Consider the following 21,142-nt stretch of genomic DNA (forward strand, 5'->3'; position numbering starts at 1 on the left):
CAAATCAGGTGCATATATTCGCCCATCCCGTCCTACTCAGAAGGGCGTCGGCCGTCGTCACGGACGTTGGGCGGGTTGCGGTGGACGCTGGTTTACGCCTCGACGACGGCGTGGATAAGCGTACGGCAAAACCGTGTGGTCCTGGCGCCCGTTGCAGGCGTCAAGCTGTCGGAGAAGCGCAAGCGGGAACGGCAGCGACGGAGTCAACCAAGAACTCGTCTCCGGGGAGAGCACGGCATAAGCCGTAAAGCCATTGCGCAGGGAAGGCCGGGTGTTCTCCGCTGCCCTGTATGCTCGTGTGCACTTTGTTTTGTGCAAACCGCACGCGAGACCGCGGGTGCAGCGCGCACCCGGTCTTCCCTGCGCCCTCTTGATGAGAGGGCGGGAAGTTTCTGGCAAAGCTCGGGCGTAATGCGCCGCGAGAATAATTTTTGTCGTCCCGGCGAAGGCCGGGACCCATACGCCGCGGCCCCTGTTATTGAAAAAGGAAGATGACGACCAGCGTGCAAAAGCAATTACCGCCTGTGGTTATGGGTCCCGGCCTTCGCCGGGACGACGGATAGTGATTGGCATACTGGAGCGCCTGTGGTGATGACAACTGATAGATCACCCCGCCCGCATCTCGGCCTTGATCATGTCGGCCGCCTTCTCGCCGATCATGATGGTCGGCGCGTTGGTGTTGCCGCCGATCAAGGTCGGCATCACGGAGGCGTCGACGATACGCAGGCCTTCCAGGCCGTACACTTTCAGCTTGGGATCGACCACCGCCATCGGGTCGCCAACGCCCATCTTGGCCGTGCCGACCGGGTGATAGACGGTATCGACACGGGCGCGCAGAAGCTTGCGGATGTCGTCGTCCGTGCGCACGCCCTCGGTGAACATTTCCTTTTTCTGCAGCGCGCGCAGCGCCGGCGTGTCCAGCAACCGCTTTGTGATTTTGTAACCGCCGACCATGGTTTCGAGATCGTCGGGATGGCCGAGGAAATTCGGATCGATCAGCGGCGGCGCAAGAGGATCGGCGCTGCCGAGCGCGACATGGCCGCGGCTCTTCGGCCGCAGCTGACAGACATGGAGCGAGAAGCCCGTGCCCTTGTGGCGCTTGCGGCCGTGATCGTCGGTCAGCGCCATGCCGAAATGCAATTGCACGTCGGGCACGTCGAGGTCGGGCCGGGTTTTCAGGAAACCGCCGCATTCGGCGAAATTCGACGTCATCGGCCCGCGGCGCTCGCGCCGGTACTGGCTGATACCCCGGAGCAGCCGCGGCAGGGCCTTGAGCGAAAGGCCGTTAAAATTCGGATTGTCGGACAGGTAGCCGAACACGAAGTCAGGATGGTCCTGCAAGTTCTGTCCGACGCCGGGCAAATGATGCACGCTTGCGATGCCGTGCTTGCCCAGCGCCGCGCTGTCGCCGACGCCGGACAGCATCAGCAGCTGCGGGGTCTGGAACGCGCCGGAGGCGACGATCACCTCGCGCCGGGCGCGGAGCTGCTTCAACTCCTTGCCCTGGCGGTATTCGACGCCGACCGCGCGTTTGCCCTCGAACAGGATGCGCGTGGCTTGCGCGCCGGTCTCGACGCGCAGATTGGCGCGGCTATTCATATGCGGATGGATATAGGCGCGCGCCGCGCTCCAGCGTTCGCCGTTCTTCTGCGTCACCTGGTAGATGCCGAGGCCTTCATGGTCCTCGGCGTTGAAATCCTCGCGGATCCGGAATTGGCCTTCCTGCGCCGCCTGCAGGAAGATCTGCTGCACCGGATTTTCGGTGCGCAGTTTGTTGACGGCGAGCGGGCCGCCCTTGCCGTGATATTCGCCGTCGAAATCGGCGTTGTTTTCCGCGCGCTTGAAAAAAGGCAGCACGTCGGAGAACGACCAGCCGGCATTGCCGAGCGAGGCCCATTGGTCGTAGTCGCTGCGGTGGCCGCGGATATAGACCATGGCGTTGATCGCGGACGAGCCGCCGAGCCCCTTGCCGCGCGGCTGATAGCCGATGCGGCCGTTGAGGCCGGCCTGCGGCACGGTGTTGAAGGCCCAATTGTTGATGGTGCCGGTCACCATCAGCGCCAGCGCGAACGGCGTGGTGACCACCCAATTGTCGTTCTTGCCGCCGGCATCCAGCAACGCCACCGACGTCTTTGGGTCCTCCGAAAGCCGTCCCGCCACCGTGCAGCCGCCGGAGCCGCCCCCCACCACCACGAAATCGAATATGTCCGTCACGCGCCGCCCCCGATAATGATGTTTTTGTGGACTTTTGTTGCGTCAAAGTTCCGCTTTTGCGCCTTTGATGGCAAGGGCGGCTTCCCGAGGCCGTTTCGTGCCGTTTTTGGCGTCACAAAAACCTCAAAAACTGCACCATGGGCCTTTCCAAAGCAGGCTTGCGTTGATACATACCCCTCGCACCCAGGGGCATTGCCCGGGTTGCCTTCTCAGGAAGCCTCTGGACGGGAACGATCGACGCCCAAAAGCGTTGGCCGCTTTCGCTTCGGGTTCGGTTTATGGGAAGGCGCGCAACGGTTTAACGCGGGGTGGAGCAGCCCGGTAGCTCGTCAGGCTCATAACCTGAAGGTCATAGGTTCAAATCCTATCCCCGCAACCAAATTAGCCCTTCCAGGTCATCGACCTGGAAGGGTTTTTCTTTGGGGTCGCCGATCCCGAGGGCCGGCTCGCCGATCCCGGCCATCGGGCCAATCCCGTGCGGGCGAATCGCGCGGCGTCAAATCGGTGGCTTGGATGCGCAGGCGATTGGCGGAAGGTCTCAACGCCTGCCTGATGTGTGCCGCGTGCCACCGCGGCGTTCCGACTCTCAACGAGCGAACGAATAGCGCCGGCCGATCTTCGCGCATATACGTTGTCGTGCTGCACCCGACAGCTGTACTGCAAATCCCATCGCTATGAGTACTCACTAAGCAATGCGCTGCCTAAATCTTCCGACGACAGACAATTCTTTCACCACGAAAGCGAAGCGTGAAAAGGTTAGCATCACGCGGGGCCGCTTGGTGGGAGTGGTGCACGTGAGTTGTGAACGAAGAATCTTTCCAAGGCGATATCAGGCAAACATCGCGCAGCCTTACACCCTCATCGGGTTGACGGTAGAGGAGACACGTGAGTTCGAACGGCTGGACCATCTTTCTGTCGAAGGCGATTCAGGCAACGCCACCTGGACTCCGGATGGCGAGCCAACGACGCCCGAAGAGAGGCGATGGTTCGAGCTTTATCGCAAACACGAAATCGGCTGGAGTGCCTGGCTCGCAGCCGAAGGTGGGTCGACAGCGGCATTTCCCGTTCGAGATCGCTCGGCGCTCTAGCATTCCGATTTGGATTGGTGTCCCCGCGCTTGGGGCGATTCGTCGGGCTCCTATTTGAGTATGTCTGTTATTCATTGATTGCATGGGTCGGTTGCGTTGTTGCAGAAGCTCGCCGGGTGGCACGCCTTGTGCTTTTTATTTTCTGTGCGCTGGAACCGCGCGCTTGTCGCTTTATTGTCGCAACTCTGCGCCAATACAGCCCGCCAAACAAAGTGGAATGGAAGATGAGTTCACCAATGCGATGTGATGACGATCAGGATTTTTCCGCCGGTGAACACCTTGGACGTGAAATTCAGCTGCAGGATTCCTCCCTCCGCAATATCTACGAGACGCGTTTGCAACTCGCCCAGCAGCTTGAGGAGAATCTGGCCTTGCGCCGCGCGATCACGCTTCGGCAACGGCAGTCACTGGCGCCCCTGGAGCCCAGCAGGGTTCGCGCAAACGGGCGGATGCGTTAGGGCATCGTTCGATCGTCGCTGTCGCTTGAAAACTCGGGAATGCGCGTTTCCGCGCCCGATTGCGAGGTGCATGCCGACAGGTCCCATCACATGGGCGCCCTTCTTTGCAGCGCTTCTTTTCGGGGGGCGCAGATCGGTCGCGCACGCCGAAATGCCGGTGCCGGGCTCACTGGTATTCAAAAGGCCCCGATCGGGAAGATGCCGAGCCGGATTCCGATTTGCACCGGCTCCGGCCAACTTCAAAAGATTGTATCATTAATAGGAGGCAACCATTGGATGTTGTGGCGGGCAAATTTGTCCTCCAAATTGCCTCCTACGAGAAATTTTTTTGATGCGAACCCGTATTTCCCCTAATCAAATGTGGTAATTTTGCGAAGTATTGAATGGGAATACAACTGAGCGAACAAATAAGTCGCCAGAAAAAATATTGCAGGGAGAAGAAATGAAGTTTCGCAAATTCAATCTCTCGTCATTTTCCATGGATGAGTTGTGGGCCCTCCATGAGCAGGTCGGCAATATCCTGGCCGAAAAAATAACGAGTGAAAAACGTGAGCTGGAGCAACGCCTTGCGAAGCTGAACAGCGGCATGATGGCGAAAATCAAACGGCCGGATCGGCAAGTGGCGGAACGCCGAGCCGCTCGCCGAAAATATCCTCCGGTGCTTCCCAAATTCCAGAATCCATCTGACCCGTCCGAAACGTGGGCCGGTCGAGGCAAGCAGCCGCGCTGGATGGTATTGCAGCTCAAGGCCGGCAAGAAGATGAATGATTTTCTGATTGATCGCGTCAAGCGCAAGCGCGCGAGCACCCGGTAGACCGCAGAAGTTCGGCCCCAACGCACGTTCGCTGCCGCGGACGTCATTCAGCGCGCCGCAAATCGGCCGGGCCATCCGCTGGGCCTGCCGCGCAAGGGTGACTGCCTCGAGCGCGCGGCGGGTGGGCGCGCTGGAAATCATCTTCCCGCTTCGCCGGTCGACGGCCTAGCCGGCCAGTGCCACCTCGGCCAGTTCGAGCCATTTGGTTGCCATCTCGCGCAGCATCCGGCGCGATTGTTCATCGGTCGTCGTGGCGGCCAGCTGCAGGCAGTGATTGGCAAAATCCACATATCTGTCGCTCAGAGAAGCCTGCTGCATGATCGATCCGCGAATATCAGGAAGTTTTGTCCGTCGAGGAGAAGGCTAAAACGGACTGAGATGCCATCTCGCGAGAGCTGTCTTGCTCCCGGCATTTAAATAGATATTACTCCGATCAAATTTTAAAATTCAACTGCCCAAGCCACATTTGGATTAGGAATCAGATTTTATTTGATCACCGAGCTGATCGACATTTACTGAACACAGTGCGCCACTAGAGGGTGTGCCACGAGCTGATCAAGTTCAGCACCTCGTTCTCATTTCTCCAAACAAGCAGAGCGCGCCAAAATGCTGCAGCGGCCGGAAAGAATCCCGTTTGTTGTCAGGGCCAAAGAGAAGTTTTTCACGGGAGGATTCCTAGGGCTGATACTGCTGGTAATGGCGGTGTGGATGTACTTTCTCGGCTCCATCTTTTTGAACCTGGTGACCTGGTTTCTTTCCTGACCGACGGGCAGGATGCAGGGCCCGGTGAATTCGGATTCGATCGAATCGCTTTCCATGGGCGTCATGCGCGCGAGCAGCGGGCAATCAACTATCAAATTGTGCAGGATTGGCTGCGCGGCCGATCCGAGTTATGGGAGCGCGAATGGCAGACATTTTCCTGGCTAAGCTGTGGGACGGTGCGGTCGCGTCCTTTGTTCGCTCAGACGGTGAACACTTGATCGTCCGCGTCGAAGGCCATGAACGAAAAATTTCGCGGGACGTATGGCGAGAGCTCCCCGAGCAGCAGGATCGCGTCCATCATCGCGAGCATGGGCATGGACGGCATGGACCGGCAGATCCCGGCTTGCGCAGACCGAGCAGTGAATCGACGGACGCATTGAGTGGCATCGATGCTTGCCGCGATGGTACGAACCGGATCAACGACATTTGAAGGGAAGATGCCGGATGCCCACGGAGCTGTCCTCGGCATTAAATAATTATTAACCAGGATCGAGTGACCTAGGGCATTATGCTGCCGTGGCGGCGCCAACGGGACGGGCATTACGATGTTTCAGCTGCTCTCACGGACTCGCGCGCAAAAGCAAGCTGGCGATCGATCGGGGGACCGGGATTTCAGGGTTCGGTCGGCCGGACGTGATCTCGACACCGACCGGTTACGGGTCAGCTCCATTCTGGGCGCGCTGGATGCTTCCATTCGTGAGGCGGAGCAGGAGCAATCGGGCCTCAGCCGGCGCGTCGAAGACGTCCTGGCGCGCGCTGCGGTGACATTCGGAAATGGCACCGACGAGTACCTTGAGCGCGACGCACTCGACAGCCATCACCAGACCTTGTTCGGCAACGAGATCTCCAACGGACAGCGCCGGCTTCAGGAACTTGCGACAACGATAGCCCACTTCAAGTTTTTGAAGGCTGCTTTGCTTAGCCGCTTTCCGGACTTCAAGCCTCCTGCACCCGCCGCGTAAGTCTTGCGCGGCCGCAGCGCCATTTTCCGGGGACCAGATTCTGCCCAGTCAGTACCGGTCCCTCAAGACAACAGGCGTCGGATCGCGCTGTACGCCTTGCCAAACGCCGTTGATCTCCCGGATCGGGTCTCGGTCCGCGACCGACTTGCCTTCGAAACTCCCAGGCTGCGCAGCAATCGACCATCGCCTTGGCGATCATTTGGACTCTCGCCGTGCGCCGGAGGACGCTACGATCCGCGCTTTACGAATCCCGATTTTAAACTGGAAAGGCATTGCCTGAGGGTTGATTGCATGGATCCAGAGGATTTCCGATATCGGGTTGCGGACGATGGACGGATTGCCATTGCCGGCCTCACTCTGGAGGAAACCCTGGAACTCGAAGCGCTGCTTCGGTGGCAGGACGTTGCGAGGGATTTGACGCGCGAATTGCGGCTCCTCGAACTATATCTAAGACATCATGCGACCTTCACCGACAGGCGCCGGATCATCGACGCAGGCAGCAGCGAGTCGCTCCACGCGCGCCGGCCACGCGACGTCAGCTCAAACGGTCCTCGCCGAGCCCGGCGGATGGCTGGAATGTCTCCGCGCATCCAGGCGCTGCGATCGGCGCTCGCCATCGGCATGGTCAGCGTGGGAATGCTCACCGTTTACCTGGTCGTCGTCAGCCCATAGTCCGACGGCAGCACTGAAAAGCTGGCTGCGAACAAATTCGCGCCGGGCTCATTCCGGAACGGGTCTTCAGGCAAGGCGCCGCAACGCCAAGGCGTTCACAGGAACGCGAAGGTTTGAAGCGCCGCGATCACCACGCAGATAATCATTCCCCATAAGGCGAAGTTGATCTCGAGCCCAACTCGCATAGGACATCCTCCCCTTTTTTTGCCGCCCGATAGCCGTTGCTTCGCGCGTGATTATTTTAATCGTAATTGAAGAACGGTCAGCTTCCCAGCCTGACTTCTGAGCAATCCGCAGTTCCCTAACGGGGATGCCGTCTCGGTCGGCATGAATCCGGCGCCAATCGCAGCCCATTGCCTGGATCAGCCATGGCCGCACCCAGCGAGCCCCAAGGCTGGCGACCCGGACGGCGCGACGGCTGGCCATCCGCAATTGCCTGGGACGCCAGTGCCCCGGGGCAAGCGATGCTCAGATTGCCAGCAGGCTGGAACCCTGGATTGAGAGCAGCGTCAAATTGCCGGTGGCGTAGGCGCCCGTATCTATGTTGGCGCGGTTTGCCAAAATCTCTGCACTGCGAACCGGTGTATGACCATGAACAATATATTTGCTGAACCGCTTCTTATGCTGAAGAAAATCCTCTCGGATCCAAAGCAGGTCTTCCTCCCGCTGCTCAGCCAGCCGGATGCCCGGTCGAACACCTGCATGAACAAAAAAGAAATCGCCGCAAGAGAAGTTGAGACGCAAGCGCCCCAGAAAGTCGCGATGGCGCGCCGGCATTACCTCGGATAGCTCTCTCATTAATGCATGCTGCTCGTCGGCGTCCGGATTGACCGACGGGGAAAGTCCGTAGGACATCAATGTTTCCAGTCCACCGACCTGAAACCAATTCCCCATGCGGCCGGGATCGCGAAAGACGTCGTCAAGAAAGGCTTCGTGATTGCCCTTCAGGAAGACCGCGTTTCCGCGTTGGGAACGTTCAATCAGGAGGTCGAGCGTTGAGCGCGAATCCGGCCCGCGGTCGATGTAATCGCCCATGAAGACTTCTATCGCGTGACGTGGCCTGCTGTGTGCAACGTCGGCGTCGATGACCCGGAGCATTTGATCAAGTAGATGCGCGCAGCCGTGAATATCGCTGATGGCGTAGATGCGAACCCCGTCCGGCAACCTTGGCTTCGCCATCGGCTTCGCATGGCGCAGTGCTGACAACATCGGGATAATATACTCTCAAAGGCGTCCCGGGCTCGAGGCCACGCGAATCCTCACCTTGGCATTAATCGCCTGGGATGAATATATCATCCTGATACAGGTTTGGCAGGACGCCGGGCGAGTCCCGTGTTCGACGCAAGCCGCGCAACGGCGTTGCCTCACTGACGCGGCCGGATCAGGCCGCAGGGACAGCCTGGCTGACGTGCGTCCTGTGGTGGGCTTGCAATCGCCCCTTATCGAGGATCAGGACTTCCGGACAACGACGACGCCGGCATGGGGCACCGTCCTGTCGGCACGGGGAGCCCTTGCGAAGGACTTCAACAGCGCTGTGCATGCGTATCCAACCTGGAGAAGCGCTGCGAAAACCACTATCGCTGAAATTGCCTGGAGCAGGGTCTGGCCCTGTGTCATCGAAATCGTCGCCAGTGAAACCGATCCAACGAAAAGAATGGGCACCAGAATCAGAAACCGGAAGCGAATTCCAAGAACCAATCCAATCAAGGTACTGCAAATGGCCAGTGTGGTCACACCACCTACTCCATACAAACTACTGTGTTTCCTAACGCTGGCCTCCCTAAAATTGGCTTAATTTAGCCATTGAAATTGCTTGAAATTCTGATGCCAAGCCGGTTGCCGGGGAGATGCTCGCCGACGGGCGCTCAGCGCGGTAAATTTTCTGGATCGCGTTGAACCGATCAACGTTGCGCATTTAATTTCCGTCGTCCCTTGCTTCCAGACCTTTTGTTTCGTGTCAGTGCTGCGTTTGCAGGACAATCCCGGATTTTGCGCCGAGCGCTGGGAAATCGGGCTGCCTCTTCAATCGAAGGGGTAGGTTTGACCCGCTTCCATGGTTAATTTAAAGCCTTCGCTGTCGGGAATTAAATACCGGAAAAAGAAAGTGCTCAGCTCATGCGCGTTGTTGTTGTGGGAACGGGATACGTTGGATTGGTTTCGGGTGCCTGTTTCGCCGACTTTGGACACCACGTCACTTGCGTGGACAAGGACGAGGCCAAGATCGCATCGCTACAGCGCGGCGAAATTCCGATATTCGAGCCCGATCTTGACCGCGTTGTCCAAACCAACGCGCGCGAAGGCCGACTCGTCTTCACGACCGACCTTGCGGGACCGGTAGGCGAAGCCGACGTTGTCTTTATCGCAGTCGGCACGCCGTCGCGGCGCGGCGATGGTCACGCGGATCTCAGCTATGTTTATGCGGCGTCGCGAGAAATTGCGAAATCCGTCCAGGGTTTTACCGTCATCATCACGAAATCGACCGTCCCGGTGGGCACAGGCGATGAGGTCGAGCGAATCATCGAGCAGGTGAATCCTTCGGCCGATGTCGCCGTCGCATCGAATCCGGAGTTTCTGCGCGAAGGCGCGGCCGTGCGCGACTTCAAGCATCCGGACCGCATCGTCGTGGGCACTGAAGATCCGCGCGCGCGCAAGGTGATCGGCGAGATATACCGGCCGCTTTATTTGAATCAGGCGCCGATCATGTACACCGGGCGTCGTACCGCCGAACTCATCAAGTATGCGGCCAATGCATTTCTGGCTACCAAGATCACCTTCATCAACGAGATCGCCGATCTGGCGGAAAAGGTCGGCGCGGACGTTCAGGAGATTGCCCGCGGCATAGGCTTGGACAATCGCATCGGATCGAAATTCCTTCATGCCGGTCCTGGTTACGGTGGCTCGTGTTTTCCCAAGGACACCCGTGCGCTGATCAAGACTGCGCAGGACTACGACGTTCCGCTAAGGATTCTGGAAGCGGTGAATTCGGTCAACGACACCCGCAAACGCGCCATGGCCCGCAAAGTGGCCGCGCCATTCGGTGGCAACCTTCGCGGAAAAACAGTTGCTGTCCTCGGCTTGACCTTCAAGCCCAATACCGACGACATGAGAGAGGCCCCCTCGATACCGCTGATTACGGCGCTCCGCGACTTGGGCGCGACGGTTCGGGCGTTCGATCCGGTGGGCATGGAACAGGCCCGATTGGAGATGCCTGACATCGAGTATCACGAAAACGCCTACAGCTGCGCCGAGGGCGCCGACGCATTGGTCATCGTGACCGAGTGGGAGCAATTTCGAGCCCTCGATCTTGATCGGCTAAAGCAGGAGATGGCGGCTCCGGTCGTGATCGATCTGCGAAACGTATACAATCCGGATGATCTGACCGGCAGGGGATTCCTGTACCAAAGCGTCGGGCGCCAAACGAAAGCAGCGGGCTAGCGTGAACGCGATGCCAACGTCCGCCTGAAGGCAACTACCGCTTCTCAATCCAAGTACTGCTTTCGTGGAGAAACCTGTGTCCCAAGGCCCTGCCATTCTCGTGACCGGAGGAGCCGGTTATATCGGCGCGCACTGCTGCAAGGCTTTGTCGGAGGCCGGCTACGTCCCGGTATGCTTCGATAACCTGTCGACCGGTCACCGCAGCTTCGTGAAGTGGGGTCCTTTTGTCGAGGGCGACGTCAGTGACACGGCGCGAGTGGCCGAAGCGATCGCGTCCCACGACGTCGTCGCCGTGATGCATTTTGCTGCATTCAGCCAGGTGGGTGAATCCGTCTCCGCGCCCCAGAAATATTATCTGAACAATGTTTGCGGAACATTGTCGCTATTGAAAGCGATGCTTGAGCAGAAATGCCGCCGCCTGGTCTTTTCGAGTACCGGAGCGGTCTACGGCAATGCGGGTCGCGATCCGATCAGTGAGGGCGCCGCCGGCGTTGCCGTGAACCCTTACGGCGTCTCGAAATGGATGATCGAGCAAATCCTGGCGGATTATCGCTCCGCCTATGGCATGCATTCGTTCTGTCTGCGCTATTTCAACGCCTGTGGCGCGGAATTGTCGGGATCAATCGGCGAACTTCGTGATCCGGAAACCCATCTCATTCCGCGCGCGATGATGACCCTGCAAGGTCATGTCAGCGACTTTGCGATTTTCGGGGATGATTATGAGACCCCGGATGGTACGGCGATACGCGACTACATTCACGTGGTGGATCTGGCTGCAGCGCATGTTCGTGCCCTCGATGCCCTGCTGAACGGCTCTCCGGGCGGCCGCTACAATCTCGGCACGGGGTCTGGATTCTCGGTGCGTCAGGTGCTGGCGGCCATCGAGCGCGAAACAGGCCTCAACCTTCCACTGGTGACAAAGCCGCGTCGGCCTGGTGATCCGCCGATTCTGGTCGCCGATCCGTCGGCAGCTCGCGCGGATCTCGATTTTCGTCCTGCTTGCTCGGATCTGGCAACGGTTGTGAGGTCCTCGTGGGCCTGGCATCAATCGGCCCATCCCCGCATTGATTCTGAAGCGCGATCTCGATAAGCGCACGAAGTGCGTGCTGCGCCGGCGCCACATAATTATCAGGATTATGACGCGGCATTGGAATTATGGCGCGGTGGGAAAAAATTGCCCTGTTTTTGATGGTCCATTGCGCATGTGGCGCGCATATTGAATATTTAAATAGCACAGGCTGATCATTTAATTGCCGCATTGACGCAATGCAAAAATACATTTGATTTTTTTGGTGCGGTGCCACACTCTCGCTTCGATTGGTTAGCACTCTCTCAAAGCGTTGTCGGAAATCCCTCCACGAGATTTATTCGGCATCGCTCGTTGCCCCCGGTTATTTAAATCAGAACGTTCGGTGGTCGCAGCGATTTCGGCGGTTGCAGTGATGGAAGTGACGAGGGCCTGAGATGTCTGCAACAACATATGGTTCCGAAGACGTCTCGGCGACGATCGCGAGCCGTGGCGCATCCCTGCAGCGCCCGTTCCAGATTTTTCTCATCAGTGGCGATTTTCTGCTGATCCTGGTGAGTTATCTGGTGGCGGGCGTCGTTTATCGCCAGTTCATGGGAACGCCAGCCGATCAGGAAGTTCCGATTGGTGCGGGCCTGATCGTCGGTGTTGCGTTCGTCGCAATCGCGTTTTTCCAGCGCGTCTACGACAGCCATCGTCTGTTCAACGGAATGTGGCAGGCGCGGAAGGTTGTATTCGTCTGGATGATGTCGTTGGCGATTCTGGCTCTCATCGCCTTTCTTCTGAAATCGACGACGAGCCTTTCGCGCGGTACGACCATCGTGTTCGCGATTACCGGGCTTGTCAGCCTGGGCGCGCACCGGGCGGCCTGGCGCATTGGCCTGGCGTCTTCGCTGGCAAAGGGTCACCTGATTGACCGCAGGGTCGTGCTGCTTAGCCTGAAATCGCTCGATTTTACTTCGAACCGCTTCAAGGACTTGCGAAAGAACGGCTTCGACGTCGTGCGTCATTTCGTGTTGAACGCGACGCAGGATGACGCGGCTCTCGACGCCGAGATTTTGAACATCATTCGGCAGTCGCGCACGACGAACGCCGAGGAGTTTCTACTGGCAATCGACTGGAACGAACTGCCGATGCTTCAGAAGCTGAGTCAGCGACTGCGCCAGGTTCCGCAGCCGATTCGGTTGTTGCCTGATTTCCCGATCGCAGATCTGGTTTCGCGGCCGTTCATGCCCGTCAGCGGAACGATGGCGATCGAAATTCAGCGGCCTCCGCTTTCGATATTCGAACGCGCGCAGAAGCGGTGTCTGGATATCGGCCTCGCCTCGATTGCCCTTTTGATGTTGGCGCCTCTGTTGATCATCTCAGCGGTTTTGATCAAGCTCGATTCAGAGGGCAGCATCATCTTCCGGCAGTCCCGTCGAGGCTTCAACGGAAAGCCTTTCGAGATCTGGAAATTTCGCAGCATGAGCGTTGCGGAGAACGGCCACACCGTTACCCAAGCGACCAAGCAGGACAGGCGGGTGACCCGGGTTGGCCGCTTCCTCCGGAAGACCAGCATCGATGAATTGCCGCAGCTCTGGAACGTGCTGCGCGGGGAAATGTCGCTGGTCGGTCCGCGACCGCATGCGCTGGCCCATGACAATTATTACGACCAGGTGATCAGCAACTATGTGTATCGCCATCATATGAAGCCCGGCTTGACGGGCTGGGCGCAGGTCAACGGCTTCCGCGGCGAAACGCCGACCATCGACCTGATGGAAAAGCGCGTCGAGTATGACGTCTGGTACGTCAGCAACTGGAGCATATGGCTGGATATGCGGATCATCATCCGGACCGCGATGGTCATGATGTATCAGGATGCCTATTGAGCCGGGACGGGTTGCGTCCCGCGCGCGGCTGATCCCGGGACTTTGCCTTTCGGGGCTCCTAGTCTAGGATTTTCCGATGCTGTTGGCATCATGCAGGGTCCTGATTGCGGCACTTGTCTTTGGTGGCGTTTTTCCGCCTGAAGTCATGGCGCAGGTCGAGTCGGAGTCGGAACAGCCCGGCGAGCCCAGAATGTCTCGCGAGCAGTGGCTTGCCGATATTGAGGCCGCCCGCCGGCGCATCGAAGAGAGAAGGCGTGAAGGGCGGAGTTTTGCCCAGCCCACGCCATCCGATGCGGACGTCGCCCGCGAATCATTCCAAAGACTTCTGGAGGATGACAGTTTACGCGCTGGCGACATCGTCGCCACAAGCCGCGGCCTGCTGATGTTCAAGGGCCAGTCGTCCAATGAGCGAAGCCTGAACGATTTCGCGCCCGTCGCATGGGGGCCGCAAAGCCGTAGCCCGTAACGTCTTTTCACGGTCGCCGTACATCGACGGCTGGCGCGGGACCTGCTGGATAGCAACGGTGGCGGATCTGCAATCCGCTCTCGGACACGAAATGAAGAAATACCAGTCGCTCGGTTTCCGCAGCGGCACAGGTTCGGTCGAGCAGTTTCACTTGGGCAGTGGCGGTTGCCCCTTGATAGAGTATGGCTGCGCTTGGATATAGCCGGGCTTGAAAAATGTCTTCGAAGTCCTGTGCGACCGCGTCCTGCAGGGCGGGTGGCAGGGCGTTGAAGCTCCGCAGCGCCAATGGCGCGCGTATGAGCTGAAGCCAGGCCTCGTGGGGCGCCTGGCGATAGGACTGGTCAAGAAGCGTTACCGCGCGCGGTCCGAAACCCTCCTGGCGGATACTGGACCAGTACGTCCCGAGCCAGCCAAGCGATTCGGTGGGGGCGCACGCAAGCAGCGCCTTGCTCTGGGAGTTGACGCCGGCGGTGTCGGTGTCGGCCTGCTGCAGATTGGCGCTACGCACCGTTTCATCGGCCAGTCCGATCTGCAGGAGCAGCAACTCGCGCAGCGTCTTCGAATTGCATTGCCGCTCGGCGGCCGGGAGGTTTGAGGCAATCATTCCCCGCAAGAGGGCAGGGTCGTACTTCTCGCCGCGTGCGAGGCGGCTGGCAACGAGCGGAACCGCGGGATCGCCAATGTCGGAAGATACCCGCGCAGCCCAAACCAGTGCGCCGGCGGCGAGAATGATATTGGCGCCCAGCATGAGCCGGCGATGGAGGCGGCGGGATGGCCGATACGGCAGCGCCGCCTCAGGCGCCTTCGACATAGTAGCTATTGTAGTGTGAGCCCTTATAGGCCTCGATACGCTTGAGCATCTTGGGGTTTGCCCGGTTTAGAACTGCCCCGAGAAGTTTCTTTTGGATGGCTTCCGAGCTGGCCAGCGATTCCTGCAACGCGCTGCGCGTCGTCCGGCCCCACTCGATGACATAGACCATCGCATCAAGGAGGTGGCTGATCGCCTTTGCGTCGGTCACCGGCATCACCGGAGCGAGATCGATGATGATGTAGTCGTAACTGTCGCGCACCGTCGCCAGCATATCCGTCATCGCCTTGGAGGCCATCACGTCAGCCGAATTGACCATGCGCGAGACGACGAAGGACGGTAGGAAATCCAACCCGGTTTCCTTGCTGCGCTTGATGTGCTGACCCAGCGACTGGGGATCCCTGAGCGCTTCAAGCAAGCCGGTCTTGGCGTTCGGTGCCAGTTCGCGCGTCAGCGAGCGGGTGTGCAGGTCGCCATCGATCAGCAGGGTTCGGTGACCGGTCAAGGCGATCAGGTGGCCAAAATTGGCGGCAACCGTGGTCTTTCCCTCCTTCGGCAACGAAGAGACGATGCCGATCACGCGGACGTCGCGGGTCAGCCGGGCGACGTCGATGGAAACCTTGATGTTCCGCAGGGTTTCGGCGTAGCGCGAAAACGGGTGGTCGACGACATAATGGGAGAGGGAAGAATCGTCCTTGCCCTTCGCTGCCGAACTATCGATCGGCAGCAGCAGGCGCGCCTTCTTCCCGGCCGGCTTCTGCGGATGTAAATCGGGAAGCACGCCGAGGCATTTCACGCCGAGCTCGTCCTCGACCTCGCCGGGAGACCGCAGCACGTCACTCATCAGCTCTTTCGAGAAGGCCGCGCCGAATCCGAAGCAGAGCCCGCCGACCAGGCCGCCGACCAGCGCCAGCAGGGTTTTGGGCGAACTCTTCTTGTCGGGCTTGACCGCCGTGCCGATGATGCGCGCTTCGCTGATCGGGAAGCTCTGGTTTTGCGTCGCGTGCTGAAGCTTCTCGAGGAAGTTGTTGTACAGGTTGCGATAGGTATCGGCGGCACTTTCGAGATCACGCAGCCTTACCTGCGCCTGACCGGTGTTGCCGGCCTGGGCGACCAGTCCTTTCATGTTTTCCTCAAGTGAGGCTTCACGGCTCTTGGCGATGGCGTAATCGCTTCGGTAGGCGTCGGCGATACGGCGGACCTCATCGGCGATCGCCTTGCGCAGCTCTTCCATGCGGTTGTTGAGATTGATCGATGCCTGATGGGTCTTGCCGTAGCGCGCCGACCAATCGGCATACTGGCCCGCCAGATCGAGATATTGGGCGCGAAGTCTGGTGATGACCGAATTGTTGAGGGCGTCGGTGACGGTCGGCTGAGCCAGATCCTTGTCCGAAATCGCCTCGATCCTGTCGAGACGAGCCTTGGCTTCGGCAGTGGCGGCGCGGGCCTGAATGAGCTGGGTATTGACGTCCGATAGCTGCTGCTCGGTCATCAAGCCGCGGCTGGTGCCAACGATGTTGTTCTCTGTCTTGAAGGTCTGGACGGCGCGGTCGCTCGCGGTCGCCTGTTCGCGCAGTTCGGCGCTGCGCTGTTGCAGCCACTCGCCGGCCCGCTTGGTTGACTGGTATTTCGCCTCGAGCGCGCCAACGATGTAGGCGTCGGCGATCGCATTCGCGATTCGCGCGGCCTTGTCCGCATCCTTGGAACGGTAGTTGAGGGAAAGAACATAGGTCGTGAGTACGCGTTCGACCTTGAGGTTTTTTTGTACCGCCTCGACGGCCGCGCGCTCGATCCTCTCCTTCGAGGGCGGCCCGTCGGACCCGAACAGGGAAAGCGTCTTACCGATAATGATCGCCACTATTCCGGGATCGGATCCGTTGAATTCAGGGTCCTCCGTCAAGCGCAACCGTCGCACGATCGACTGGATCAGGTCCTCCGAGCCGATGATCTCGACCTGGCTGTCTACAAATCCTGTGTCGATAAGGTTGCTGTTGATAGCGGTTTCCTTGTCGAGGACCTGGGTCTGGCGCGTATCCATCAGAATACGGGCATTCGCCGTATACATCGGCGTCGATACCAGCAGATAGATGACGACAAGCGCCAACGTACCGGCGACGACCGAGGCGATGAGTGGCCACTGCCGGCGCACGATATCGATGGCACGCTCGACGCTCAGCGTCGTGGTGCCAATCTCGATGCCGTACTTCTTGAGCGCCTGGAACTGGTCTCTGGGTTGATACATCTGCAAGCTCAATTGTAGCGGGATTGGCTGAGCGGGACCGGTATCTTGGCAAACGGATCTGATATCTCGGTGTTCCATTCACCCGTCAGCAGACCGGAACCGGTATTGGCTGGCTTCGCAGCCTGAGCAGGTGCCGCCGCGCCCGACTGTTCGGACTCGGCCGCATAGCCGATCAAGACCGCGCGGTCTCCCAGTTTGCGCACGAAATCATTTATCTTCCGAGACGCTTCAGGCTTGGTCGTGAGACAGCGTGACTCCGCTCTGTAAAGACCTGAGCCGATTGCCACGCGATCCTTGTCCGATGATTGGTTCACCAGCTTTTCCACGGCAGGCAGCAGTGACGGATCGGTGACCAGGTATCCGCTGAGCCGTCCCGCCAGTTTTTCCTTGTCGTTACGCAGCTGTTGCAACAGCGATCCGGGTGAGGTGCTGAAGGCCTCCAGGGCAAGCGGGGGGACGCGCTCAGCCAGCGCGACGCATTGCGCATGGCATGGTGCCGCGATCACCAGGAGCAGCGCTATGCCTGCCAGAAGCCTGAACCCAGCCACAAGAGTCTGTCGTCGAATCAAGGACATACCATTCATTCGTGTACCGCTGGCTGGTGGGGAAATACGGTTTAATCGAAGGTTCAGTGTTTAATCGCCGGGTCAGGCGTTTAATCACATCTGCAGGCATTTAATCACCTGTTCAAGGCAATGATGGCAAAGAACTGTGTCATCTTTTTGTGCAGTGCAAAAGAGTGTCCCCATGACTTTGAGGAACTAGCAAATTCCGGACCAGTGAAATGTCCCGTCCGTCCGGCGCCCCCCGACGGCCTTCATCCAGAAGCGGGCCTGGGCGGCCGCCGATGCCTGCGGGTGGCAAGATTTTTGAGGTATTAATAAGAATATAATCAATAAAGCGCGCGTTCTCACCCGACGGTGAGACGAACTGCAACCCGCCCGTGGCCTGGAGCCATCGATGGCGGGTGCAGGCTCACGGGAGGGCAACCATGCCGTGAGTTATCAATAAATGTTCACTGAAGCTGCGGCCTGACGGATGCAAGCCGGTTCGCCTGGAGGCGCTGGCCGTGGCTGCCGACGGCAACCCAAAAGCGCGGATTGTCGCTCGATTGCATCGATATCCACGTATAGCCCATGGCATTCCAGGGACGGACATCGCGCGACAGGTTGTCGAGAACAACGTCGCCGTCGGGAAGCCGGGCGACCAGCACAAGGTGCCCCTGACCGCTGCTGGTCAGGACCACCGCCAGGCGCAGCGCGCTCTGGGGCCAACCCCTTGCAATCAATTGGTGCCGCTTGGTGACTGCGTAATCGTTGCAGTCGCCTGCGGCCGGCGAGACCGTCCAGCGCGCGGTTATCGGATCCGTGGACTTGCGCAGCGGCGATATCGCTTCGTTAACCGAGGCGTTGACGTCTCGCAGCATTTCCATCGCGCGGTCGGCGGTCGGCAATGCCTGCACGCCGGTTTCCGCGTCGCATTCAGCGCGGTAGTTCATGCAAAACTTCACGAACTGGAGCGGCGCGAGCGTGTTGTCGAACTCCTCGATGAAGGCCGTCCGGTTGGTCCGCGACACGTCGGTCGAGGCGTCGGTTTCGGCCCTGGCGGCGCCACCGGCAAATGCGATTGCGGTCGCCAGCATCGGTGCAAATAGCAGTTTCATGTCGTCCCCCGTCATTCATTTTCTTGACGCAGGTACGGTGTCGCACGGAGTTGTTGGGTTTAAGTTCCGCCGATAGTTAAAATTGAATCTAACCGCAGATGACGTTATCTGCCTGATGGATATTGGTTAATTCGCAATCAATCCAGGCGTTGCACGGCGCTCAGTTGGTCGGACTGACCGGCGTCAGAACGGATGGCGTTCCGGCCGCGGCTGTCGTGAAAAGCGTCGTTGTACTGGTACTGGCGCCAGCGCCGCCGCCGAAAGTTGTGCTGCTGTTGCTCGAAACGGCGCCCGGCGACGGCGTCGATGTGGTGCCCTGTCCACCGCCGGCGGTGGTGTCGCCGTTCGGATCTGCTCCGGTGATCGCCTCGGTCGGAATATCCCCCGTGATGCTCACGAAGGCTTGAATCAGCGGCGGATTCTCAGCCTTCAGGACCACTTCCTGGATTTGCTGGGCAAAGGCCGGCTGCGTCAGCACGCACACGGCGGCGGCGGTGCCGAGACCGGCACCGATCGCACGGCTTTGATCGGCGGAACTGGCCTTGGAAAGCGATGCGATGCCTTCAAGCGTCTCGGGCCGGGTCATCAGCATGTCGCGGATTTGCGACGCGAGGCCGCCCTGACCGTCCTTGAACTGGCTCAGGAGCGCTTCAGGGTTCTCCAGAAAGGATGTCGCGCGCTCTGCCGACACCAGCGAGGAGTTCGGGACGCATCCGCCGCTGGCGGGTGCCGCGGCAACCGGGGCCGTTCCGCCGGCCACGAGCATCACGAGACAAAAACCCACCAAACGCATTGTCATTGCCCAATCAATCGCAATTAAAAACAGCCGATTTAAATTAAATCATAATTCAGTCGCCACAGCTCCGCCACCGTTTTTTCGCAATGACGACGGAAGGCACTGCGCCAGCCCGGCACCGGTGATCGCGGCGAAAAAAACCCCGTAACCGGCTATCTGCAGCGAAAAATCGATGCTGCTGTGAAGCAACCCCAGCACGGCGACGCTGGCTCCGGTGACGGGGATGTAGCGATCGCGCCGCCGCAGCAAGCTGCCCCGGAACAATTGGTAAACATACCAAAGCACGGTCGCAACGATCGGGATGGTCGCGGGCAGGCCAATTTCGACCGCGAGTTGCAGCGGCGTGCTGTGGGCGCGGTCCCAAATCCCGAGGCTGCCTAATTCGGCGGGCCGGTAGGCGGCAAAAGCCGCCTCGAAATTGCCCAATCCGACGCCGAGCAGCGGATGGTCGCTGACGATTGCGATCGCGGCGCGGTAGGCCGCCAGCCGCTGATCGTCGATCAGGCCATAGGTGAGAATCCGCCCCGCCACCGCGCCGCCGATCAGCTGAAGAACCAGGACGGAAACGACCGCGGCTCCCGCCAGCAGCGCCCATCTTCGAAAAGTACCGAGCTCAAGCGGCCACAGATAGAGTGTGCCGGCCAGCAGAAACGCGCAGATCGACAGCAGCAGCCCTGCGCGTGATCCCGTCATCGCGGTCGCCAGCGTGCAGACGGTAAATCCGACAGCGAGAGCCGCTGGTGCGGCGAAATAGTGCCCGAGCAACGCGAGCGGCCGATCTGACGGCGGGGCGGCGCGCCGGTCTCCGCGATGTAGCGAGCGCAACAGAGGCACCAGGAAGAGCAAGGCGCAACTGCCCCAGAATGTCGCGGCGGTGTTGCGATTGACGAATGTGCCGGTGGCGAAGCCGAGATACGCCTCCTTCTGCCTGAATAACAGCGTATTCGGGTCGGCAAGCTGCGCCAGGATTCCGTAACAAGCGTAAAGAAAACCCGCCCACGCCAATATCCGGAGAAGCCGTTGGGCCGCTGGCGCATCGGCTGCAAGAAGAAAGGCGCGCACGAACGCAAGCGACACCAGCAGAGGGGAGCCAAAAGCGAGCCAAGGGCCGGCCGCGGTCATCGAAATGCGAGCAGGGACATCGGCGCCGAGGAGATCGAGCGGAAGCTTCCAGACGGGATTTGTTCGTCCCACCAACGGACCGGGCCATGTCTGCAGCATGACGATCGCGCTGATCAGCACCATCGTCATGAACAGCGGCAGCAACAGGCGAAAATCCTCGCGGCCGACGGCTTCCAGATCCGCCGTCAATAGACTGAGCGCGAGCAAGACGATCCAGATCCAGATCCAGACGAAATCCGCCGATCCAAGCGGAAATGGCGCCAGGACGAAAACAGCTATCGCGACGAGATTGGACGCTCCGCCCAGAATTTTCCTGATTGATCCCTTATGCGACGGCAGGTGCCAAACCCCATTCCTGAACTGACTGGAACTTGGGCGCGGTAAACGGCGGCGGCCGACCGGGCTGGTCCCAGGTTCCAGAATTTATCGATCTGCCTTCCAAAGAGCCAGCGATGCAAAGGGATTGTTTCACGCCCGCTTTAAAATGCGTCGTCTTCGTGGCCGCATCCATTTGCGGATCTGCCGGCGCAGACGACGGCAAATACGTTGGTTTTCGCCGGTGTATTTATTCTGGAGCCTGCCACACGGGACGATTAAACGTGCAGGGCGATTAAAAATGCGGCCGCGCTTCTGCGAGGGCATTTATTTGCGGAGCTGCCATGCGCGGTCGGTTTTTCTCGGGGGGATTTTAAGGTTCGGGTTGAACGGAAAACGGAAGAGAGGCACTATGTTGCATCGCAAC

20 protein-coding genes and 1 tRNA gene are annotated in these 21,142 nt (G+C 59.4%); 10 read left to right on the forward strand and 11 right to left on the reverse strand.

Annotated features, from left to right (window positions below):
* Positions 1–606: 606 nt before the first annotated feature.
* Complete coding sequence (locus JQ629_RS30270) at positions 607–2,214, reverse strand: GMC family oxidoreductase (protein WP_212415722.1); 1,608 nt, start codon at positions 2,212–2,214, stop codon at positions 607–609.
* A 302-nt stretch (positions 2,215–2,516) separates the two neighbouring features.
* Here JQ629_RS30270 and JQ629_RS30275 point away from each other — a divergent pair.
* The 3 genes from JQ629_RS30275 to JQ629_RS30285 all read left to right on the forward strand — a co-directional run bounded on the left by JQ629_RS30275 (position 2,517) and on the right by JQ629_RS30285 (position 4,574).
* Positions 2,517–2,593, forward strand: a tRNA-Met gene (locus JQ629_RS30275).
* Positions 2,594–3,418: 825 nt separating this feature from the next.
* A complete protein-coding gene (locus JQ629_RS30280) occupies positions 3,419–3,760 on the forward strand; it encodes a hypothetical protein (protein ID WP_212415723.1) in 342 nt (113 codons plus the stop codon).
* A gap of 442 nt (positions 3,761–4,202) precedes the next feature.
* Positions 4,203–4,574: an H-NS histone family protein gene (locus JQ629_RS30285; protein WP_212267186.1), complete on the forward strand. Its 372-nt coding sequence runs from the start codon at positions 4,203–4,205 to the stop codon at positions 4,572–4,574.
* 165 nt (positions 4,575–4,739) lie between these two features.
* On the opposite strand, the gene JQ629_RS30290 is transcribed toward JQ629_RS30285, so the two are convergent.
* Positions 4,740–4,892 carry a hypothetical protein gene (locus JQ629_RS30290; protein ID WP_212267189.1) on the reverse strand — a complete coding sequence of 51 codons (153 nt, stop codon included), beginning with the start codon at positions 4,890–4,892 and terminating at the stop codon, positions 4,740–4,742.
* A gap of 586 nt (positions 4,893–5,478) precedes the next feature.
* Here JQ629_RS30290 and JQ629_RS30295 point away from each other — a divergent pair.
* The 3 genes from JQ629_RS30295 to JQ629_RS30305 all read left to right on the forward strand — a co-directional run bounded on the left by JQ629_RS30295 (position 5,479) and on the right by JQ629_RS30305 (position 6,970).
* On the forward strand, positions 5,479–5,766 hold the full coding sequence (locus JQ629_RS30295) for a hypothetical protein (protein WP_212415724.1): 288 nt from the start codon (positions 5,479–5,481) through the stop codon (positions 5,764–5,766).
* A 115-nt stretch (positions 5,767–5,881) separates the two neighbouring features.
* Positions 5,882–6,298, forward strand: coding sequence for a hypothetical protein (locus JQ629_RS30300; protein WP_212415725.1), 417 nt, complete (start codon positions 5,882–5,884; stop codon positions 6,296–6,298).
* 291 nt (positions 6,299–6,589) lie between these two features.
* On the forward strand, positions 6,590–6,970 hold the full coding sequence (locus tag JQ629_RS30305) for a hypothetical protein (RefSeq protein ID WP_212415726.1): 381 nt from the start codon (positions 6,590–6,592) through the stop codon (positions 6,968–6,970).
* A 66-nt stretch (positions 6,971–7,036) separates the two neighbouring features.
* On the opposite strand, the gene JQ629_RS30310 is transcribed toward JQ629_RS30305, so the two are convergent.
* The 3 genes from JQ629_RS30310 to JQ629_RS37610 form a co-directional block, all read right to left on the reverse strand.
* Complete coding sequence (locus tag JQ629_RS30310; RefSeq protein ID WP_212415727.1) at positions 7,037–7,396, reverse strand: hypothetical protein; 360 nt, start codon at positions 7,394–7,396, stop codon at positions 7,037–7,039.
* 42 nt (positions 7,397–7,438) lie between these two features.
* Positions 7,439–8,179 (reverse strand): metallophosphoesterase family protein, encoded by a 741-nt coding sequence (locus tag JQ629_RS30315; RefSeq protein WP_212415728.1) that lies wholly within the window; start codon positions 8,177–8,179, stop codon positions 7,439–7,441.
* Positions 8,180–8,750: 571 nt separating this feature from the next.
* Positions 8,751–8,885, reverse strand: coding sequence for a hypothetical protein (locus tag JQ629_RS37610; protein WP_283814775.1), 135 nt, complete (start codon positions 8,883–8,885; stop codon positions 8,751–8,753).
* Positions 8,886–9,085: 200 nt separating this feature from the next.
* On the opposite strand from JQ629_RS37610, the gene JQ629_RS30320 reads away from it, so the two are divergent.
* The 4 genes from JQ629_RS30320 to JQ629_RS30335 all read left to right on the forward strand — a co-directional run bounded on the left by JQ629_RS30320 (position 9,086) and on the right by JQ629_RS30335 (position 13,769).
* Positions 9,086–10,405, forward strand: coding sequence for a UDP-glucose dehydrogenase family protein (locus JQ629_RS30320; RefSeq protein ID WP_212415729.1), 1,320 nt, complete (start codon positions 9,086–9,088; stop codon positions 10,403–10,405).
* A 76-nt stretch (positions 10,406–10,481) separates the two neighbouring features.
* Positions 10,482–11,495: a UDP-glucose 4-epimerase GalE gene (galE, locus tag JQ629_RS30325; protein WP_212415730.1), complete on the forward strand. Its 1,014-nt coding sequence runs from the start codon at positions 10,482–10,484 to the stop codon at positions 11,493–11,495.
* A gap of 374 nt (positions 11,496–11,869) precedes the next feature.
* The gene (locus JQ629_RS30330; RefSeq protein ID WP_212415731.1) at positions 11,870–13,303 is read left to right on the forward strand and encodes an undecaprenyl-phosphate glucose phosphotransferase; all 1,434 of its coding nucleotides are present in this window, start codon (positions 11,870–11,872) and stop codon (positions 13,301–13,303) included.
* 76 nt (positions 13,304–13,379) lie between these two features.
* Positions 13,380–13,769, forward strand: a complete 390-nt coding sequence (locus tag JQ629_RS30335; protein WP_212415732.1) for a hypothetical protein — start codon at positions 13,380–13,382, stop codon at positions 13,767–13,769.
* 7 nt (positions 13,770–13,776) lie between these two features.
* Here JQ629_RS30335 and JQ629_RS30340 read toward each other — a convergent pair whose 3' ends face one another.
* The 6 genes from JQ629_RS30340 to JQ629_RS30365 form a co-directional block, all read right to left on the reverse strand.
* Positions 13,777–14,580, reverse strand: a complete 804-nt coding sequence (locus JQ629_RS30340) for a hypothetical protein (RefSeq protein WP_212415733.1) — start codon at positions 14,578–14,580, stop codon at positions 13,777–13,779.
* On the reverse strand, positions 14,564–16,819 hold the full coding sequence (locus JQ629_RS30345; protein WP_212415734.1) for a polysaccharide biosynthesis tyrosine autokinase: 2,256 nt from the start codon (positions 16,817–16,819) through the stop codon (positions 14,564–14,566). Before JQ629_RS30345 ends, JQ629_RS30340 begins: the two co-directional genes overlap by 17 nt.
* Before the next feature lie 8 nt (positions 16,820–16,827).
* Positions 16,828–17,394, reverse strand: a complete 567-nt coding sequence (locus JQ629_RS30350) for a hypothetical protein (RefSeq protein ID WP_249135380.1) — start codon at positions 17,392–17,394, stop codon at positions 16,828–16,830.
* A 440-nt stretch (positions 17,395–17,834) separates the two neighbouring features.
* Complete coding sequence (locus JQ629_RS30355) at positions 17,835–18,482, reverse strand: transglutaminase-like cysteine peptidase (RefSeq protein ID WP_212267226.1); 648 nt, start codon at positions 18,480–18,482, stop codon at positions 17,835–17,837.
* Positions 18,483–18,642: 160 nt separating this feature from the next.
* Complete coding sequence (locus JQ629_RS30360) at positions 18,643–19,248, reverse strand: hypothetical protein (protein WP_249135381.1); 606 nt, start codon at positions 19,246–19,248, stop codon at positions 18,643–18,645.
* Between the two features lie 75 nt (positions 19,249–19,323).
* Entirely contained in the window at positions 19,324–20,607 is a 1,284-nt protein-coding gene (locus tag JQ629_RS30365) for an O-antigen ligase family protein (protein ID WP_249135382.1), read from the reverse strand.
* Positions 20,608–21,142: the final 535 nt, after the last annotated feature.

It is taken from the genome of Bradyrhizobium sp. AUGA SZCCT0222, from assembly GCF_018130205.1.
GTDB lineage: Bacteria > Pseudomonadota > Alphaproteobacteria > Rhizobiales > Xanthobacteraceae > Bradyrhizobium.

Bases quoted from the DNA above. Each gene is read 5' to 3' on its own strand.
- JQ629_RS30285 (WP_212267186.1), top strand. From the start codon at position 4,203: ATGAAGTTTCGCAAATTCAATCTCTCGTCATTTTCCATGGATGAGTTG.
- JQ629_RS30290 (WP_212267189.1), bottom strand. From the start codon at position 4,892: ATGCAGCAGGCTTCTCTGAGCGACAGATATGTGGATTTTGCCAATCAC.
- JQ629_RS30295 (WP_212415724.1), top strand. From the start codon at position 5,479: ATGGCAGACATTTTCCTGGCTAAGCTGTGGGACGGTGCGGTCGCGTCC.
- JQ629_RS30300 (WP_212415725.1), top strand. From the start codon at position 5,882: ATGTTTCAGCTGCTCTCACGGACTCGCGCGCAAAAGCAAGCTGGCGAT.
- JQ629_RS30305 (WP_212415726.1), top strand. From the start codon at position 6,590: ATGGATCCAGAGGATTTCCGATATCGGGTTGCGGACGATGGACGGATT.
- JQ629_RS30310 (WP_212415727.1), bottom strand. From the start codon at position 7,396: ATGGCCAGCCGTCGCGCCGTCCGGGTCGCCAGCCTTGGGGCTCGCTGG.
- JQ629_RS30315 (WP_212415728.1), bottom strand. From the start codon at position 8,179: ATGTTGTCAGCACTGCGCCATGCGAAGCCGATGGCGAAGCCAAGGTTG.
- JQ629_RS37610 (WP_283814775.1), bottom strand. From the start codon at position 8,885: ATGCGCAACGTTGATCGGTTCAACGCGATCCAGAAAATTTACCGCGCT.
- JQ629_RS30320 (WP_212415729.1), top strand. From the start codon at position 9,086: ATGCGCGTTGTTGTTGTGGGAACGGGATACGTTGGATTGGTTTCGGGT.
- JQ629_RS30330 (WP_212415731.1), top strand. From the start codon at position 11,870: ATGTCTGCAACAACATATGGTTCCGAAGACGTCTCGGCGACGATCGCG.
- JQ629_RS30335 (WP_212415732.1), top strand. From the start codon at position 13,380: ATGCTGTTGGCATCATGCAGGGTCCTGATTGCGGCACTTGTCTTTGGT.
- JQ629_RS30340 (WP_212415733.1), bottom strand. From the start codon at position 14,580: ATGTCGAAGGCGCCTGAGGCGGCGCTGCCGTATCGGCCATCCCGCCGC.
- JQ629_RS30345 (WP_212415734.1), bottom strand. From the start codon at position 16,819: ATGTATCAACCCAGAGACCAGTTCCAGGCGCTCAAGAAGTACGGCATC.
- JQ629_RS30350 (WP_249135380.1), bottom strand. From the start codon at position 17,394: ATGTCCTTGATTCGACGACAGACTCTTGTGGCTGGGTTCAGGCTTCTG.
- JQ629_RS30355 (WP_212267226.1), bottom strand. From the start codon at position 18,482: ATGAAACTGCTATTTGCACCGATGCTGGCGACCGCAATCGCATTTGCC.
- JQ629_RS30360 (WP_249135381.1), bottom strand. From the start codon at position 19,248: ATGCTCGTGGCCGGCGGAACGGCCCCGGTTGCCGCGGCACCCGCCAGC.